The following is a 16,782-nucleotide window of genomic DNA, read 5'->3' as shown; positions in this document are numbered from 1 at the left end:
GGGCCCTTCCCCCTCCCGGGGAATCGCCTATGCTGGACGGAAGGGGCACAGAACGGACCGCGCCATGCCGACCGGGACCATCGACTACGGCAACCTCATGCACCGCGCCATGCGCGGCCTCATCCAAGAGGTTCTGGCCCAGGTCGCCCGCGACGGCCTGCCCGGCCAGCACCACTTCTTCATCACCTTCGACACCGAGCACCCGGATGTCGAGCTCGCCGATTGGCTCTCGGACCGCTACCCGCAGGAGATGACCATCGTCCTCCAGCACTGGTTCCGCGACCTCGAGGCCGGAGAGGAGGGGTTCTCCGTCACCCTCAACTTCGGCGACAACCCCGAGCCGCTCTACATCCCCTACGACGCCATCAAGACCTTCGTGGACCCCTCGGTGGAATTCGGCCTGCGCTTTGAGACCGAGACCCGGCCCCCCGCCGAGACGCCCGAGTCCGAACCCGCCCCGCCCGAGCCCCCGTCCAGATCCAAGGCCGAGGTCGTCAGCCTCGACAAGTTCCGCAAGTAGGCTTTCGTCCGCAACCCCGCCGCGCTATTCGGCATGCGACGGCATACCGAAGGGGAAGCTCCATGACCGACAGCCGCCCGGCCACCCGCACCGAGACCGACAGCTTCGGCCCCATCGAGGTGCCGGCCGACCGCTACTGGGGCGCCCAGACCCAGCGCTCGATCCGCAACTTCCCCATCGGCTGGGAGCGTCAGCCGACCGCCATCGTCCGTGCGCTGGGCCAGATCAAGCGCGCCTGCGCCGAGGCGAACCGCGACCGCGGCGCGCTCGAACCCCGCCTTGCCGCTGCGATCATCCAGGCCGCGACCGAGGTGGCCGAGGGGCGGCTCGACGACCACTTCCCCCTCGTGGTCTGGCAGACCGGCTCGGGCACCCAGACCAACATGAACGCCAACGAGGTCATCTCCAACCGCGCCATCGAGATCCTCGGCGGCACGATGGGGTCCAAGTCGCCGGTCCACCCGAACGACCACGTCAACATGGCGCAGTCGTCCAACGACACCTACCCCACGGCCATGCATGTGGCCGCCGCGACGGTGGCGCGTGACACGCTCCTGCCCGCCTTGCGCCACCTGCACGCGGCGCTCGCCGCCAAGGCCGGGGCCTGGGGCGACATCGTCAAGATCGGACGGACCCACACGATGGATGCCACGCCCCTGACCTTGGGGCAGGAATTCGGCGGCTACGCCCATCAGGTCGCAAAGGCCATCGAGCGGATCGAGGCCGCGCTGCCCGACATCCACGAACTCGCCCAGGGGGGCACGGCCGTCGGTACCGGCCTCAACTCGCCGCCCGGCTGGGGCGAGGAGATCGCCCGCCGTCTGGCCGAGGCGACGGGCCTGCCCTTCGTCTCGGCCCCCAACAAGTTCGAGGCCCTGGCCGCGCATGACGCGCTGGTGGCGCTCTCGGGCGCGCTGCGCGGCGCCGCGGCCGCGATCTACAAGATCGCCCACGACATCCGACTTCTCGGCTCGGGGCCCCGCTGCGGCCTGGCCGAACTCCGCCTGCCGGAGAACGAACCCGGCTCCTCCATCATGCCGGGCAAGGTGAACCCGACCCAGGTCGAGGCGATCACCATGGTCTGCGCCCATGTGATGGGCAACGACGCCGCCGTGGGCTTCGCCGGCTCGCAGGGGCAGTTCGAGCTCAACGTCATGAAGCCCATGATCGCCTACAACGTGCTGCAATCCATGCAGCTTCTGGGCGACGCCGCACGCGCCTTCACCGACAATTGCGTGGCCGGGATCGAGCCCGACCGCGACCGCATCGCCCGGCTGATGCGCGAATCGCTGATGCTCGTGACCGCGCTCGCGCCCACGATCGGCTACGACAAGGCCACCGCCGTGGCCAAGGCCGCCCACAGGAACGGCACCACGCTGCGCGAGGAGGCGATCCGCCTCGGCTTCGTGGACGAGGAAACCTTCGACCGCGTCGTGCGCCCCGAGGACATGATCGGCCCCGCCTGACCCCATGACCGACGCACCCATCAACCTCAACAGGGCCCGCAAGGCCCGCGACCGCGCCGAGGCCAAGGCCCGCGCCGATGCCAACGCGCTGAAGTTCGGCCGCACCAAGGCCGAACGCCTGCTCGAGGCTGCACGCGCCGAACGGGCGCGCCGCGCGCTCGACGCCCATCGCTTCGAGGACCCGTCGGGCGAGGGCGAGGCTTGAGCGGCCCGGCCTCCGCCGGAGAGGCCGACAGCACCCGCCCGCGCAAGCGGTCGCTCTCGCTGCACGGCCATCGCACCTCCGTCTCGCTCGAGGATGCGTTCTGGGACGCGCTCCGCGCGGCTGCGGCGGAGGAAGGGCTCTCCGTCGCGGCTCTGGTCGAGCGGATCGACGATGCGCGGCAGGGGGCGGGGCTTGCCTCCGCGATCCGCGTTTGGCTGCTCCGTCGCGCCCTTCTCGCAGCCGGGCCGCCCGCGTTAACCGGATCTTAAGATCCGTCCTGTAGAACCGAGCGTGTGGGGCGAATCGGCTCGGCGCAGCAGGGCGGCGGTGGTGAGGCGGTTGCCGTCCCGCGGCGCGTCCGGCCCGGGGCGCGATCCGCGCCGGATGCTGCGCCGAGGGGGAACACCGGCCCGGTTGCAGGTGGGGCCTTCCACTGCCGGCGGATCTATCGGCCCGGTGCGGCGAGGGAAGGGGCGCAGGATGCGCAAACCCTGTCCGCTCCCCGCGCAGGGCCCGGACTGACCAAGGCGGGCAAACTGCGGCCTTCCGCCGCTGGACCGTTTCCGGGCGGAACAGCCCTCAGCCGGGCGCGTTGGCCGCAGAGCCCACGCGACAAGCCCCGGAGCCGCGATGACCGCCAGACCCGCCCCCGGCCGCCTGGCCGGCCCGATGCAGACGGCGCAGCCTGCCCCCTCCCGTTATGCGGGGCGCAGCGATCCGCTGCTCGACTCGGCCTTCTGGACGGCCTTCGCCTGGGCTGGCGTGGTCGCGGCCTTTGCGGGGACCGCCCTTCTGGCCGCGGGTGGACGGCTGGAGGAGTTCGTGATGGCCGCGGCCTTTGCCGCGCCGCTGCTGATCGTGGTGCTCGTGCCCCACAACCTGCCGCCGCTCCTGTCGGCGATCCTCGTGGCCTGCGGGCTGGTCAGCGGGGCGGGCTGGGCGCTCGACTGGTACGACGCGCATTGGTGGTTCGACATCGTCACCCACTTCATCAACCCCTTCGCGCTCGTGGCCGCCTCGATGATCATGTTCTGGAAGGCAGGGATCGTCCGCCTGCCGCCGCTGGGGGGGCGCTTCGTCCTCTGGGCTTCGGCCTATGGACTCGCGCTGGGGGTGCTGTGGGAGCTGATCGAGGTCACCTATCTGGTGCTGACGGTGCCCGACACGATCCTCGACATCGTGATGGACGTGGCCGGTGCGGCGCTCGGGGGGTGGTTCGCGGGCTGGATCATCGTCCGGCGGGGCTGGCCTCCCGCTCCGCCGCCGGACTGGATGCCGGACTGGCTGCGCCGCGCGGGAACGCCCTGACCCAGATCCCGTCGCGTCCCCGGACCGTCAGATGCGCGACCGGCACCGGCTCCCGGTCCGGCACCACCTCGAAGCGCAGTCGTCGCAGCAGCAGCGCGAGGAACAGCGGCCCCTCGGCCATGGCGAAGCCCGCGCCGGGGCAGACCCGCGCCCCCCGGCTGAAGGGGACAAAGGCGTCGCGCGCGCAGGCCCGCCCCCCGTCGGTGCCCCAGCGTCCCGGATCGAAGCCGTCGGGGTCCGGCCAGATCCGTTCGTGCCGGTGCAGGTGCCAGGGCGAGAGGACGATCTGCGCCCCCCGCGGCACGGCGCGGTCGCGGAACCGCTCGGGGCAGGCCGCCTCGCGGACCATCATGGGAACCGGCGGATAGAGGCGCAGCGCCTCGCGGAAGACATCCCGGCACAGGCGCAACCCCCCCAGGCCCGCGAAGGTGCCGTCGAACCCGGCCGCCTCCTCCGCCGCCCGGTCCTGCCAGGCAGGATGTGCGGCCAGCAGCCAGACCGCCCAGGACAGGGCCGAGGCCGATGTCTCGTGCCCGGCCAGAAAGAAGATGGCGACCTGATCGACCATCTCCTCCCAACCGAAGGTCTCGCCCGTGACGGGGTCGCGCGTGGTCATGATCTTGGTGGCCAGATCGTCGGGCGCCGCGCCCTGAGCGATGGCGGCAGCCCGCTCGCGGGTCATCTCGGCGATCAGGCGCCGGATCGTCCCCGCGGTGCGCAAGGTGGAGGGACGATGCAGCCGCGGCATCCAGGAGGGCAGCGGCACGAAGGCCGCAAGGTTCAGGATCGGCTGCGTGCGCTGGTGGGTGCGGAACGCCTCGAACACGGCGGCGGCCGCGCGATCCTCGATCGGCAGGGAGAACAGGGTGCGGAAGATCGCGTCCGCCGCCGCATGGCTCGCTTCGGGCTCCAGATCGAAGGGCCGGCCGTCGGCCCGCCTCCCCAGCCGTTCGGCTGCCGCCTCCCCGGCGGCGAGCAGCGCCGCAAAGGTCTCCCGCAGCCGGCCGCCCTCGAAGGCAGGGTCGATGATGCGCCGCTGCCGCCGCCAGAGCGCGCCGTTGGTCACGAAGACGGACTGCCCCAGCAACGGCCTCAGCCCCGCCCCGATGCGCTCCGACTTGGGGAAATCCTCGGGCCGCTCGTCCAGCACCGTGCGGACCAGGGCCGGATCGTTGATCAGGAACGACGTGAAGAAGGGCGTGCGGAACTCGGCCATCCAGGCGCGGTAGAGCCGCGCCGGCTGCGCCGACAGGATGTCCTGCCGAAAGAGACGCAGGTATCGCCAGAGCGACACGCGGTCCGCACGCGCCACGGGCTTCGGGGGGCGACTCATGCGGCGACGGACCTGTGGGGCGACGCCGCCCGGTCGATGCGCGCGCGCGACGGCGCCCGGCCGGCGAAGCGCTGGGCCAGGGTCTGCGGCCCGGCGGTGATGCGGAAATAGTCGTAGCCCTCTGGATGATCGAAGGCGCACAGATACTGGAAGTGGAGCCGGAAGAACCGCCAGCGCAGCGCCCGCCAGCGCTCGGGGCTCAGCGTCCGGCTGAAGGCCGCCGACAGGACCAGAGGCCAGCGCGCCCCCGCAGGCCGCACCCCGGACACGGCCACCGGATCGCACAGCGCGAAGGTGCAGCCGTCTCCCGGTGCGCTGACATCGACCCAGGCGATCCGGTCCGAGGCGGCCAGAAGCGCCAGATCCGCCCGCAGGCGGTGCGCGCAGGGCAGGAACGACACCATCGGGACAACCTGCCCCAGCGTGAGCAGGCCCAGCGGAGGCCTGTCCGGGATCGCCCGACGCAGCAGATCGGCCACGGCCGAGATGGCCAGATGGGCCCCCGAGGAATGGCCGACCACCAGGACCTCGTCCACGTCCTCCTCGAGGGCCCCGGCGATGCGGTCCACGAACTCGGACAGGCGCCCTTCCAGCACCGGAGGGTGAGCGCCGCCCGCGCTGGCCGAGAAGGCGTAGTCGTGGAGGAGGTAGTAGGCGAACAGCCGGCTGTCTTGGCGGCGGAACCAGCGCAGCACGGCCCATGCCGTCCCCCCGGCCGCCACGGTGGAGACCACGAGGCCGGGCCACGACGGTTCGGGGACCGCCAGCCCCACGACCGCCATGACGGTCCAGCCGGCGACGAGCGCGAGGGCGAGGGCGAGGGCCCCCTGCCCCAGCAGCATGACGACCGGGTAGAACGCCGCGATGACGGGCCCCTTGCGCAGTCCCATCAGCCGCGGAAGCGCACCGCTGGCCGCATAGATCCAGGCGGTGCGCACAAGCCGCAGCACCGTGGCGAGATAGCCGCCTGTCATGGACGCGCGCACGATATCGGCCCAGACCAGCACCTCGAGGTCCGTCCGGACCGTCGCGCCCTCCATCTCCGCCCGGATCTGCCAGCCGAACCCGCCGCCCCGGCGTCGGTCCACGGAGAGCCGGTAGCCCGACAAGGCGGCCTGTTTTGCCCCCTCGGCCCGGTAGAGTTCGCGGTAGCGCAGGGGATGGAAGGGATCGTAGCCGGGGATATAGAACACCCGCCTGCGCCGCACCGGTCCTGCCGCCCCCCCGCTCATGATCAGACCCTAGCGGCCGGGCGGGGCGAAGATAAGGCGTCAGCCGACCGCCGCGAGGGCGGGAAAGGTCTCGAGCAGCCAGAACGAGAACGCGGTGAACTGACCGGTGAGCATCAGCAGCCCGACCGTCCACAACAGCAGCCCCGAGACCCGCTCGATCCAGCCGAGGTTGCGCCGCATCGCCCCCATCGCGCCGGACAGGGCTGGAAAGAACGCGGCGACGAGGAGGAACGGAATGCCGAGGCCCACCGCATAGGCCGCCAGCAGGACGGTGCCCCGGCCCGGATCCGCCTCGGTCGCCGCCAGGCCCAGGATCGCCCCGAGGATGGGTCCCAGACAGGGCGTCCAGCCGAAAGCGAAGGCGAGTCCGAGCACATAGGCTCCCAGAGCCGATCCGCCCTGATCGCCCGCCTCGATCCGCGCCTCCCGCGCAAGGAAGGGCACCCGCAGGACGCCGAGGAAATGCGCCCCGAACAGCATGATGACGAAGCCGGCCGCGGGCACGAACCAGCCCTGCCAGGCCAGCAGCGCACGGCCCAGCGCAGAGGCCGCGGCGCCCAGCAGCAGAAAGACCGTGGAGAGGCCCAGCACGAAGAAGGCCGCCGACAGGAGGACGCGCCGCCGCGCCTGCGCCTGATTGGTCATCTCGCCCACGGAGACGCCGCCCATATAGGCGAGATAGGGGGGCACGATCGGCAGCACGCAGGGGCTGAGGAACGACAGGATGCCGGCCGAAAGGGCCACGAGCAGCGCCGGAAGCAGCGTCGCATCGAAGATCAGCTCGGATGACAGCATCGGGGGCCCTCCTGCGTGGCTCCTCTCTAGCGCGCCGACCCGCCCGCGTCACGCGACCGGCCGTCACAGGTTGCGGCGCCTCAGGCGCGCAACGGGCGCAGGGCCGGTGCAGGGACGCGCCTGTCGCGGCCGTAGCGGGCGATGCCCAGATCGGCTGCCTCGATGGCCGGTCGGGCCCCCGACATCAGGTCCGACAGGAGCCGGCCGGACCCGGCGGCCATGGTCCATCCCAATGTGCCGTGGCCGGTGTTGAGCCACAGGCCCGGCACGGGACTGCGCCCCACCACAGGCGTGCCGTCCGGTGTCATCGGCCGCAGCCCGCACCAGAACGTCGCGCGCGCCGCATCGCCTCCGCCCGCAAACAACCCCTCGACGGAGTGCAGGAGCGTGGCCCGACGGCCCGCGTGCAGCCGCAGGTCGAAGCCCGCCAGCTCCGCCAGCCCGCCCACGCGGATGCGGTCGCCCAGGCGCGTGATCGCGACCTTGTAGGTCTCGTCCATCACCGTCGAGACCGGCGCCCGGGTGTCGTCACTGATCGGCAGCGTCAGGGAATAGCCCTTGACCGGATAGACAGGGAGCCGCAGTCCCAGCGGACGGACCAGCGCGGGCGAGTGGCTGCCCAGCGCGACCACCACGGCGTCGGCCCGGGCGACGCCCTCCGCCGTGACTGCCCCGACGACCCGGCCGCTCTCGACCTGAAGCGACCGGGCGGCAAGCCCGAAGCGGAACCGCACGCCCCTTGCGGCCGCCAGCGCAGCCAGCGCCGCAGTGAACATGTGGCAGTCGCCCGTCTCGTCGTCAGGCAGGCGAAGGCCTCCGGCGATCCGGTCGGCCGCACCCCGCAGACTCGGCTCGGCCCGGAGGCAACCCTCCCTGTCGAGGAGTTCGAAGGTCACGCCGCTGTCGCGCAGCACGGCGATGTCCTTGGCCGCGGCCTCGACCTGTGCAGGATCGCGGAAGAGCTGCAGCGTGCCCAGCATGCGCTGGTCGTAGGCGATGCCGGTCTCGGCTCGAAGCAGGCGGAGGCAGTCGCGCGAATACTCGGCCAGCCGGACCATCCGCGCCTTGTTCACGGCATAGGCCGAGGCGGTGCAGTTCATCAGCATCCGCACGAGCCATGGCAGCATGGCCGGATCGGCCTGCGGACGCAGGATCAGCGGAGCATGGCGGCTCACCATCCAGCGCAGCGCCTTGAGCGGCACTCCCGGCGCCGCCCAGGGGGCGGAATAGCCGGGACTGACCTCTCCCGCATTCGCAAAGGACGTCTCGAGCCCCGCGCCGGGCTGCCGGTCCACCACGGTCACCTCATGCCCGTCCTGCGCCAGGTACCAGGCCGACGTGACCCCGATCACGCCCGCGCCGAGAACGAGAACCTTCATCTCCGAATCCTCCGCCGATCGGAGAGGGTGTGGCACAGCTTCGCCGCAAGGGGATTGCAACTTGCCGTTTCCTATCGGAAACTTTGCAAGTTCGTTTCAATCCAGAGCGACTTGCAACGATATCCTTTTGAAATGTGCGCTCTGTATGGAATCTCATTGCGTCAGATGGTCATGATGCGGAAGGGCCGGGCGACACTCGGCCCTTGCATGGTGCCGGACACGATCTTACCGCTTGCCGAGCGAAGCGGGCGGCAGGAGGTGGGCCTTGGGTGACAACGCAGACCGTCCGCTGCGACGGCTCCCGCTGCACGCGCTCCATGCGGCGCGGGGCGCCCGGATGGCAGAGTTCGCCGGCTGGAGCATGCCCATCCGCTACGAGGAGGGCGTGATGGCAGAGCATCTTCACACGCGCGCCGCCGCCTCGCTGTTCGACGTCAGCCACATGGCGCAGATCCTCCTGAGGAGCGGTCGGGGAGTCGCCAGGGCGGCACTGGCCCTGGAAGCCTGCACACCGGCCGACCTTGTCGGCCTGCCGGAGGGTCGGCAGCGCTATGCGCTCCTGACCGACGATGCCGGAGGCATCCGCGACGACGTGATGGTGTCGCATCTCGGCGACGCGCTTCTGGTCGTCGCGAATGCCGCCAATCGCGAGGCGGTGCTGGCGCATCTGCGCGATGCCCTGCCGGCCGTGACCGTGGAGGAGATCGCGGACCGGGCCCTGCTCGCGCTGCAAGGGCCTCGGTCCGAGGAGGTGCTGTCCTCCCTCCTGCCCGAGGTGGCGGCCATGCGGTTCATGGATGCGGCGAGGCTGCGATGGGCCGGAGGCGAGATCTGGGTTTCCCGATCCGGCTACAGCGGCGAGGACGGGTTCGAGATCTCCGTGCCCGCGGCACTGGCCGAGCGGCTGGCCGAGGCCCTGCTCGACCAGGGGGGCGTGAAGCCTGCGGGGCTCGGCGCCCGGGACTCTCTCCGGCTGGAGGCGGGCCTGTGCCTGCACGGACAGGACATCGACAGGACCACGACCCCGGTCGAGGCGGGGCTGGCCTGGTCCATCGGCCGGGCCCGCCGGATCGGCGGCGAGCGGGCCGGCGGCTTTCCCGGAGCGGACCGGATCCTGACGGAACTCGAGGTGGGGCCGCGACGGCGCCGCGTCGGGCTGCGACCCGAAGGGCGCCAGCCGATGCGCGCCGGAACGGAGGTGATGGGTCCGGACGGCCGGGTCGGGCTTGTCACGTCTGGCGGCTTCTCGCCCTCGCTCGCCGCACCGATCTCCATGGCCTATGTGGATGCGCGCTGGGCAGAGCCGGGAACCCGACTGGCCGGCGAGGTCAGGGGGCGGCCACTGGCAGCCGAGGTCGTCGCACTGCCCTTCCTTCCTCCTTCGTTCAAGCGCTGAGGCCCCCGATGAAGTTCACCGAAGACCACGAATGGCTCCGCCCCGAAGGCGACAACATCATCGTCGTCGGCATCACCGAACATGCCGCGAAGGAACTGGGCGACATCGTCTTCGTCCAGCTTCCCGAAGCGGAGGCCATGGTCGCCCAGGGCGACGAGGTGGTGGTGATCGAGAGCGTCAAGGCCGCCTCCGACATCCTGGCGCCGGTGGACGGCGAGATCGTGGAGGTCAATGCCGCGCTGGCCGACAATCCCGGTCTGGTCAACGAGGACCCGCTGGGCGGCGGGTGGTTCTTCAAGATCCGCGTGGACGATCTGGCCGTCCTGGACAGCTTCATGGACGAAGACGAATATCAGGAGATGATCGCCTGATGACCTGGGAGCCGGTCGCCTACAATCCTGACGATTTCGCAAACCGCCGCCACATCGGCCCGTCGCCCGCAGAGATGGCGGAGATGCTGGAGGCCGTGGGAGCGCCGTCGCTCGATGCGCTGATCGACGAAACGGTGCCGGCCTCCATCCGTCAGGACCGGCCGCTCTCCTGGCCGGCGATCACCGAACGGGAACTTCTCGGACGCCTGAGGGAAGTGGCCGGCCGCAACCGCGTGATGACCTCGCTCATCGGGCAGGGCTATTACGGCACCTTCACGCCGCCGGCGATCCAGCGCAACATCTTCGAGAACCCCGCCTGGTACACGGCCTACACACCCTATCAGCCGGAGATCGCCCAGGGCCGGCTCGAGGCGCTGCTGAACTTCCAGACCATGGTCGCGGACCTGACCGGCCTGCCGGTCGCCAATGCCTCGCTGCTGGACGAGGCGACCGCCGCGGCCGAGGCGATGGCGATGGCCCAGCGCACGGCCCGCAGCAAGGCACAGGGCTTCTTTGTCGCCGAGGACGTGCATCCGCAGACGCTCGCGGTGATCCGCACCCGGGCCGAACCGCTCGGGATCGCCGTCACGGTCGGTCCGCCGGATCGGCTTCGCCCCGACGAGGTGTTCGGGGCGCTGTTTCAGTATCCCGGCACCTTCGGCCATGTCAGGGATCTCTCAGACGACATCGCGCGGCTGCACGAGGCGGGGGCGCTGGCCGTGGTGGCCACCGACCTCCTCGCCCTGACGCTCCTGCGCGAGCCGGGCGACATGGGCGCGGACATCGCGGTGGGTTCGGCCCAGCGGTTCGGCGTCCCCATGGGCTACGGCGGCCCACACGCAGCCTTCCTGTCCTGTCGCGACGCGCTGAAGCGGGCCATGCCCGGACGGATCGTGGGCGTCTCGGTCGATGCGCGCGGCAACCGGGCCTACCGGCTCGCGCTTCAGACCCGCGAGCAGCATATCCGGCGCGAGAAGGCCACGTCCAACGTCTGCACGGCGCAGGCGCTTCTGGCCGTGATGGCGTCCATGTATGCGGTCTTTCACGGCCCCAGGGGATTGCGCGCGATCGCCGAGCGGGTCCATCTCCTGACCCAGAGGTTGTCGCGTGCGCTTCGCGCCGCAGGGGCGAGGGTCTCGCCGGAGCATTTCTTCGACACGATCACGGTCGATGTCGGGGTGGGTCAGGCCGGCATCCTGGCGGCCGCCCGGGCCGAGGGCCTGAACTTCCGGCGCATCGGCACCGACCGCGTGGGGCTCTCGCTCGACGAGACCACGGACGAGGGGGTCCTTCTGCGGGTCCTGCGCGCTTTCGGCATCGACGGGGCTCCGCCGCACAGGGGCGGCCCCGCGATCCCCGAGGGGTTGCTGCGCCGATCGGCCTATCTGACCCATCCGGTGTTCCACATGAACCGCGCCGAAGCCGAGATGATGCGCTACATGCGCCGTCTGTCGGACCGGGATCTGGCGCTGGACCGGGCCATGATCCCCCTCGGCTCCTGCACCATGAAGCTCAACGCCGCGGCGGAAATGACCCCGCTGAGCTGGCCGGAATTCGCCCATCTCCACCCCTTCTGCCCGCCCGATCAGGCAGCGGGCTATCGGGAGATGCTCGACGATCTGACAGCCAAGCTGTGCGAGATCACCGGGTTCGATGCCTTCTCCATGCAGCCCAATTCCGGGGCGCAGGGCGAATATGCGGGTCTGCTGACGATCAGGCGGTATCATCTGTCGCGCGGCGAAGGGGATCGGCGCGTGTGCCTGATCCCCGTCTCGGCCCATGGCACCAATCCGGCTTCGGCCCAGATGGCCGGCATGGAGGTGGTGGTGGTCAAGTCTACCGCCCGGGGCGACGTGGATCTGGAGGACTTCCGCGCCAAGGCCGAGGCCGCAGGCGACCGGCTGGCGGCCTGCATGATCACCTATCCGTCCACGCACGGCGTGTTTGAGGACACGCTGCGCGAGGTCTGCGACATCACGCATCGCCATGGCGGCCAGGTCTATCTGGATGGCGCCAACATGAACGCGATGGTCGGCCTGGTGAAGCCGGGCGATGTGGGGGCGGATGTGTGTCACCTCAACCTGCACAAGACCTTTGCCATCCCGCATGGCGGCGGCGGACCCGGCATGGGACCCATCGGGGTCAAGGCCCATCTGGCGCCTCACCTTCCGTCGGACCCGGGCCGGGGCGAGGCCGGCGCGGTGGCAGCCGCGCCCTTCGGATCGGCGTCCATCCTGCTGATCTCCTGGGCCTATTGCCTGCTGATGGGCGGAGCCGGGCTGACCCAGGCGACCAAGGTGGCGATCCTGAACGCCAACTACGTGGCCGCGCGGCTGAAGGGCGCCTATCCGATCCTGTTCGCCGGGCAGGGTGGCCGCGTCGCGCATGAATGCATTCTCGACACCCGCCCTTTCGCGGCCTACGGCATCACCGTGGACGATATTGCCAAGCGGCTGATCGACAACGGGTTCCATGCGCCCACCATGTCCTGGCCGGTGGCCGGAACGCTGATGGTGGAGCCCACCGAGTCCGAGCCCAAGGCCGAGATCGACCGCTTCGTGACGGCCATGCTCGCCATCCGGGAGGACATCGCCGCGGTCGAGCGCGGGGATTGGGCGGCTGCCGACTCGCCCCTGCGGCACGCACCGCACACGGTCGAGGACCTCGTGGCCGAGTGGAACCGTCCCTATTCGCGCGAGCAGGGATGCTTTCCGCCCGGCGCGTTCCGCGTGGACAAGTACTGGCCGCCCGTCGGGCGGGTGGACAACGCCTTCGGGGATCGCAACCTCGTCTGCACCTGCCCGCCGGTCGAGAACTACGCTAGGGCGGCCGAGTGAAGGGGGCGGCCCAGCGCGTCCAGGGCCGCCTCCAGACCGTCGAAGCTCCGCAGGACGGGGGCGCCCAGGCGGGCCGCCTCCATCGGGTCGGGGCCGAAGCCCACGAGCAGGCAGGGAACCCCCGCCGCGCGGGCGCAGTCCCAGTCCGTCCGCGTGTCTCCGATCAGGCAGGCGCTCTCCAGGCATCCCCCTGCCCAGGCCACCGCCGCGCGGAGGGGTGCCGGATCTGGTTTGCGGACCGGCAGCGTGTCGGCGCCCACGAGGCTGTCGAACAGGTGCAACACCCCGAGCGCGTCGAGCAGCAGGATCGAGAGGCGTTCCGGCTTGTTGGTGCAGATCCCGGTTCTCCAGCCGGCCCGGCGCAGGCGGACCACCGCCTCTGCGGCCCCGGGATAGAGGGTGGTGGTCCTGCAGATGGCATCCTCGTAGCACTGCAGCAGGATGGGGTACTGCCGATCCACCTCCGCCTCGTCGGCCCGCCCCGCCCGCGCCAGACCCAGGCGGAGCATGGCGCGTCCCCCCCGCAGCGCCGTCGGCGCATCGGCCGGACCGAGCAAGTCCCCGAGGCCCAGCCCGCGGAAGCAGGCGTTCGCGGCAGCCAGCAGGTCGCCGCTGGTATCGGCCAGGGTGCCGTCAAGGTCGAAGATTACCGTTCGCATGATGCTGCTGTAGCGGAGCAATGCGCGAAGTGAAGCCCCGGCCCTTGGCGCTGTCCGGGCCTGCGCCTAGAAGGCAACGGTCGGCAAGGGAGCGTCGGATGGACGAGACGGGCATCGCTGTGGTCATCCTGGCGGCCGGAGCGGGGACACGCATGAACTCGGACCGGCCCAAGGTCCTGCACGAACTGGCCGGCGCTCCGCTCCTTCATCACGCGATGCGGACGGCCGGGACCCTGGCACCCGATCATCTGATCGTGGTGACCGGCACGGGCGCAGAGGAGGTGGAGCGTGCGGCGCGGGCCTTCGATCCTCAGGTCGAGCTGGTGCGCCAGGAGGAGCAGTTGGGCACCGCCCATGCCGTTCTCCAGGCGCAGCGGATCCTGGCGGGTTACGGGGGAGATGTCCTCGTCCTCTATGGCGACACCCCCTTCGTGAGCGCCGAAACGCTCGGGCGCATGGTGGAGCGGCGCGCGGCGGCCGAGATCGTCGTTCTGGGCTTCGAGACGGCGCATCCCGATGCGCGCTACGGTCGCCTCGTCACGGAAGGCGACCGGCTCGTGCGTGTGGTCGAATGGAAGGACGCCGATGCGACCACACGCGCAATCCCGCTGTGCAACTCGGGCCTGCTGCTGGCCGAGGCGGCGTTCCTGTTCGATCTCCTGCGGGAGGTGGGCAACGCCAACGCGGCAGGCGAGTACTACCTGCCCGACATCGTCGGCCTCGGGGTGTCACGCGGCCTGCGCGCAACGGTGCTGCGCTGCGACGAGGCCGAGACGCTCGGCATCAACTCGCGCGAGGAGCTGCGCGCCGCCGAGAGCGCCTTCCAGACGCGGGCCCGTGCGCTCCTTCTGGAGGACGGTGTCAGCATGCCGGCGCCCGAGACGGTGATCCTGGCCTTCGACACCGTCATCGGGCGCGACGCGGTGGTGGAGCCGCATGTCGTGTTCGGACCCGGCGTGACGGTCGAGAGCGGGGCACGCATCCGCGCCTTCTCCCATCTCGAAGGTTGCCATGTCAGCCGCGGCGCGGTGGTGGGTCCCTTTGCCCGTCTCCGGCCCGGAGCGGAACTCCACGAGGACGTCCGGGTCGGCAACTTTGTCGAGATCAAGTCGGCCCGCGTGGGACAGGGCGCCAAGGTCAACCATCTGAGTTATGTGGGCGATGCGGAAATCGGCGAGCGCGCCAATCTGGGCGCCGGCACCGTCACCTGCAACTACGATGGGGTCTCGAAACACCGGACGGTGATCGGCGAGGGCGCCTTTATCGGCTCGGACACGATGCTGGTGGCGCCGGTCTCGGTCGGGGCGGGGGCGGTGACAGGGTCGGGGTCCGTCATCACCGAGGATGTGCCTCCGGGTGCGCTCGCGCTCGGCCGGGCACGTCAGGTGACCAAACCCGGATTGGGCCGAAGGCTGATGGAGCGACTTCGCGCCGCGCGCGGATCGAGGGCGCGCTGATGTGCGGCATCGTCGGCATCCTGGGCTCGCACGAGGTGGCGCCCCTTCTCGTCGAGGCCCTCAAGCGGCTCGAGTATCGCGGCTATGACAGTGCCGGCGTGGCCACGGTCGCGCAGGGGCGGCTCGACCGGCGCCGCGCAGTGGGCAAGCTGGCCAACCTCTCGGACCTGCTCGTGCGCGAACCGCTGCCGGGCCGGGCAGGGATCGGTCACACGCGGTGGGCCACCCACGGGGCCGCTGTCGAGGCGAACGCCCATCCGCACCGCTCGGGCCGCGTCTGTGTTGTCCACAACGGCATCATCGAGAACTTCCGCGACCTCCGGGAGGATCTCGCCCTCGCCGGACGGTTCCAGACCAGCGAGACGGACACCGAACTGGTGGCGATGCTGACCGATCGGTTCCTCGAGGACGGACTGGACCCGGCAGAGGCGGTCGACCGGACGCTCGAGCGGCTGGAGGGCGCCTATGCCCTGCTCTTTCTCTTCGAGGGCGAGGAGGATCTGCTGATCGCGGCCCGCAAGGGCTCTCCCCTGGCCATCGGGCACGGCGATGGCGAGATGTTCGTGGGGTCCGACGCGATCGCGCTCGCCCCGTTCACCGACCGCATCACCTATCTGGAGGAAGGCGACCGCGCGGTGGTCCGCCGGTCGGGCGCGACGATCCGCGATGCGGCAGGATCTCCTGTCCTGCGCCCTGCCCGCCGGATCGAGGCGCAGGCCGCCCTGGTGGACAAGGGCGGGCATCGGCATTTCATGGGCAAGGAGATGGCCGAACAGCCGGCCACGATCACCCGTGCACTCGACCACTACACGAGCGGCACCGCCCTGCGGTGGCCGGGGGATGGGATCGACTTCTCGGGCGTCCAGCGGTTGTCGCTGGTGGCCTGCGGAACGGCCTCCTATGCCTGTCTCGTGGCCCGCTACTGGTTCGAGCAGATCGCCGGCCTCCCGGCGGATGTCGATGTGGCGTCCGAGTTCCGCTATCGCCATCCGCCGCTGCCGCCCGGAACCGTCGCGCTTTTCGTCAGCCAGTCCGGCGAGACGGCCGACACGCTCGCGGCCCTGCGCTACTGCCAGGGCAAGGCGGACCGGATCGTTGCCCTGGTGAACGTCCCCGAAAGTTCGATCGCCCGCGAGAGCGATCTCGTGCTGCCCCTCCTGGCTGGTCCGGAGATCTGCGTGGCCTCCACCAAAGCCTTCACGTCGCAGCTCGTCGTGCTGGCGTTGCTTGCCCTGGAGGCTGCCCGGCAGAGGGGTCTGCTGCCGGCCGACGCGCTGACCGATGCCCTGGCTGCCCTGCGGAGCCTGCCCGGACTGGTCAACCATGCCCTGTCGCTCGAGCGCGACACGCGGCGGATCGGGCGATGGCTCGCCGAGGCACGGGATATCCTGTTCCTGGGTCGGGGCCGCATGTTCCCGCTCGCGCTCGAAGGGGCGCTCAAGCTCAAGGAACTGAGCTACATCCATGCCGAGGCCTACGCTTCGGGCGAGCTCAAGCACGGCCCCATCGCCCTCGTGGACAAGAGCGTGCCGGTCATCGTCATGGCGCCCCGCGACGAGCTGTTCGACAAGACCGTGTCGAACATGCAGGAGGTCATGGCGCGCGGCGGTCAGGTCGTCCTTGTGACCGACCGCGAGGGAAGACGGATCGCGGGCGACGGCGTTCGCGACGCGGTGGTCCTGCCCGACGTGGATCCGCTCTGGGCCCCGATCCTCTACGCCGTTCCTGCGCAGCTTCTGGCCTACCACACCGCGGTGGCCAAGGGGACGGACGTGGATCAGCCCCGCAACCTCGCCAAGAGCGTGACGGTGGAGTAAACCCGTT

General features: G+C 70.6%; 15 protein-coding genes. 10 read left to right on the top strand and 5 right to left on the bottom strand.

Going from position 1 to position 16,782, the window contains the following annotated elements:
- Positions 1-64: 64 nt before the first annotated feature.
- The 5 genes from GT358_RS04510 (at position 65) to GT358_RS04490 (ending at position 3,499) form a co-directional block, all read left to right on the top strand.
- Positions 65-520, top strand: coding sequence for an SspB family protein (locus GT358_RS04510; protein WP_243730703.1), 456 nt, complete (start codon positions 65-67; stop codon positions 518-520).
- Between the two features lie 62 nt (positions 521-582).
- A complete protein-coding gene (gene fumC, locus GT358_RS04505; protein ID WP_166581389.1) occupies positions 583-1,986 on the top strand; it encodes a class II fumarate hydratase in 1,404 nt (467 codons plus the stop codon).
- A 4-nt stretch (positions 1,987-1,990) separates the two neighbouring features.
- On the top strand, positions 1,991-2,191 hold the full coding sequence (locus GT358_RS04500; protein ID WP_166581388.1) for a DUF4169 family protein: 201 nt from the start codon (positions 1,991-1,993) through the stop codon (positions 2,189-2,191).
- Positions 2,188-2,460 carry a ribbon-helix-helix domain-containing protein gene (locus GT358_RS04495; RefSeq protein WP_166581387.1) on the top strand — a complete coding sequence of 91 codons (273 nt, stop codon included), beginning with the start codon at positions 2,188-2,190 and terminating at the stop codon, positions 2,458-2,460. The genes GT358_RS04500 and GT358_RS04495 overlap by 4 nt, the downstream gene beginning before the upstream one ends.
- A 361-nt stretch (positions 2,461-2,821) precedes the next feature.
- Entirely contained in the window at positions 2,822-3,499 is a 678-nt protein-coding gene (locus GT358_RS04490; protein WP_166581386.1) for a hypothetical protein, read from the top strand.
- Here the strand turns inward: GT358_RS04490 and GT358_RS04485 are convergent.
- The 4 genes from GT358_RS04485 to GT358_RS04470 all read right to left on the bottom strand — a co-directional run bounded on the left by GT358_RS04485 (position 3,420) and on the right by GT358_RS04470 (position 8,238).
- Complete coding sequence (locus tag GT358_RS04485) at positions 3,420-4,832, bottom strand: cytochrome P450 (RefSeq protein WP_166581385.1); 1,413 nt, start codon at positions 4,830-4,832, stop codon at positions 3,420-3,422. The genes GT358_RS04490 and GT358_RS04485 overlap by 80 nt on opposite strands.
- Positions 4,829-6,064, bottom strand: a complete 1,236-nt coding sequence (locus GT358_RS04480) for a lipase family protein (RefSeq protein ID WP_166581384.1) — start codon at positions 6,062-6,064, stop codon at positions 4,829-4,831. Before GT358_RS04480 ends, GT358_RS04485 begins: the two co-directional genes overlap by 4 nt.
- A gap of 39 nt (positions 6,065-6,103) precedes the next feature.
- Positions 6,104-6,859, bottom strand: coding sequence for a cytochrome c biogenesis CcdA family protein (locus GT358_RS04475; protein WP_166581383.1), 756 nt, complete (start codon positions 6,857-6,859; stop codon positions 6,104-6,106).
- 80 nt (positions 6,860-6,939) lie between these two features.
- Positions 6,940-8,238 carry a D-amino acid dehydrogenase gene (locus GT358_RS04470; RefSeq protein ID WP_166581382.1) on the bottom strand — a complete coding sequence of 433 codons (1,299 nt, stop codon included), beginning with the start codon at positions 8,236-8,238 and terminating at the stop codon, positions 6,940-6,942.
- 265 nt (positions 8,239-8,503) lie between these two features.
- Between GT358_RS04470 and gcvT the strand changes: the two genes are divergently transcribed.
- Genes gcvT through gcvP form a run of 3 tightly spaced genes read left to right on the top strand, consistent with a single transcriptional unit; the run spans position 8,504 to position 12,842 of the window.
- On the top strand, positions 8,504-9,634 hold the full coding sequence (gene gcvT / locus GT358_RS04465) for a glycine cleavage system aminomethyltransferase GcvT (protein WP_166581381.1): 1,131 nt from the start codon (positions 8,504-8,506) through the stop codon (positions 9,632-9,634).
- An 8-nt stretch (positions 9,635-9,642) separates the two neighbouring features.
- Positions 9,643-10,005 carry a glycine cleavage system protein GcvH gene (gene gcvH / locus GT358_RS04460; protein ID WP_166581380.1) on the top strand — a complete coding sequence of 121 codons (363 nt, stop codon included), beginning with the start codon at positions 9,643-9,645 and terminating at the stop codon, positions 10,003-10,005.
- Positions 10,005-12,842: an aminomethyl-transferring glycine dehydrogenase gene (gene gcvP, locus GT358_RS04455; RefSeq protein ID WP_166581379.1), complete on the top strand. Its 2,838-nt coding sequence runs from the start codon at positions 10,005-10,007 to the stop codon at positions 12,840-12,842. The genes gcvH and gcvP overlap by 1 nt, the downstream gene beginning before the upstream one ends.
- Here gcvP and GT358_RS04450 read toward each other — a convergent pair.
- Positions 12,821-13,501, bottom strand: coding sequence for an HAD-IA family hydrolase (locus GT358_RS04450; RefSeq protein ID WP_166581378.1), 681 nt, complete (start codon positions 13,499-13,501; stop codon positions 12,821-12,823). The two genes, gcvP and GT358_RS04450, sit on opposite strands and share 22 nt — an antisense overlap.
- A gap of 98 nt (positions 13,502-13,599) precedes the next feature.
- Between GT358_RS04450 and glmU the strand changes: the two genes are divergently transcribed.
- On the top strand, positions 13,600-14,958 hold the full coding sequence (gene glmU / locus GT358_RS04445) for a bifunctional UDP-N-acetylglucosamine diphosphorylase/glucosamine-1-phosphate N-acetyltransferase GlmU (RefSeq protein WP_166581377.1): 1,359 nt from the start codon (positions 13,600-13,602) through the stop codon (positions 14,956-14,958).
- On the top strand, positions 14,958-16,775 hold the full coding sequence (glmS, locus tag GT358_RS04440) for a glutamine--fructose-6-phosphate transaminase (isomerizing) (protein WP_166581376.1): 1,818 nt from the start codon (positions 14,958-14,960) through the stop codon (positions 16,773-16,775). The genes glmU and glmS overlap by 1 nt, the downstream gene beginning before the upstream one ends.
- Positions 16,776-16,782 lie beyond the last annotated feature (7 nt).

Origin of the sequence: Rubellimicrobium sp. CFH 75288 (genome assembly GCF_009904055.1) — a bacterium.
Classification (GTDB): Bacteria; Pseudomonadota; Alphaproteobacteria; order Rhodobacterales; family Rhodobacteraceae; genus Rubellimicrobium.
This window is presented reverse-complemented; position numbering and strand designations above follow the sequence as displayed.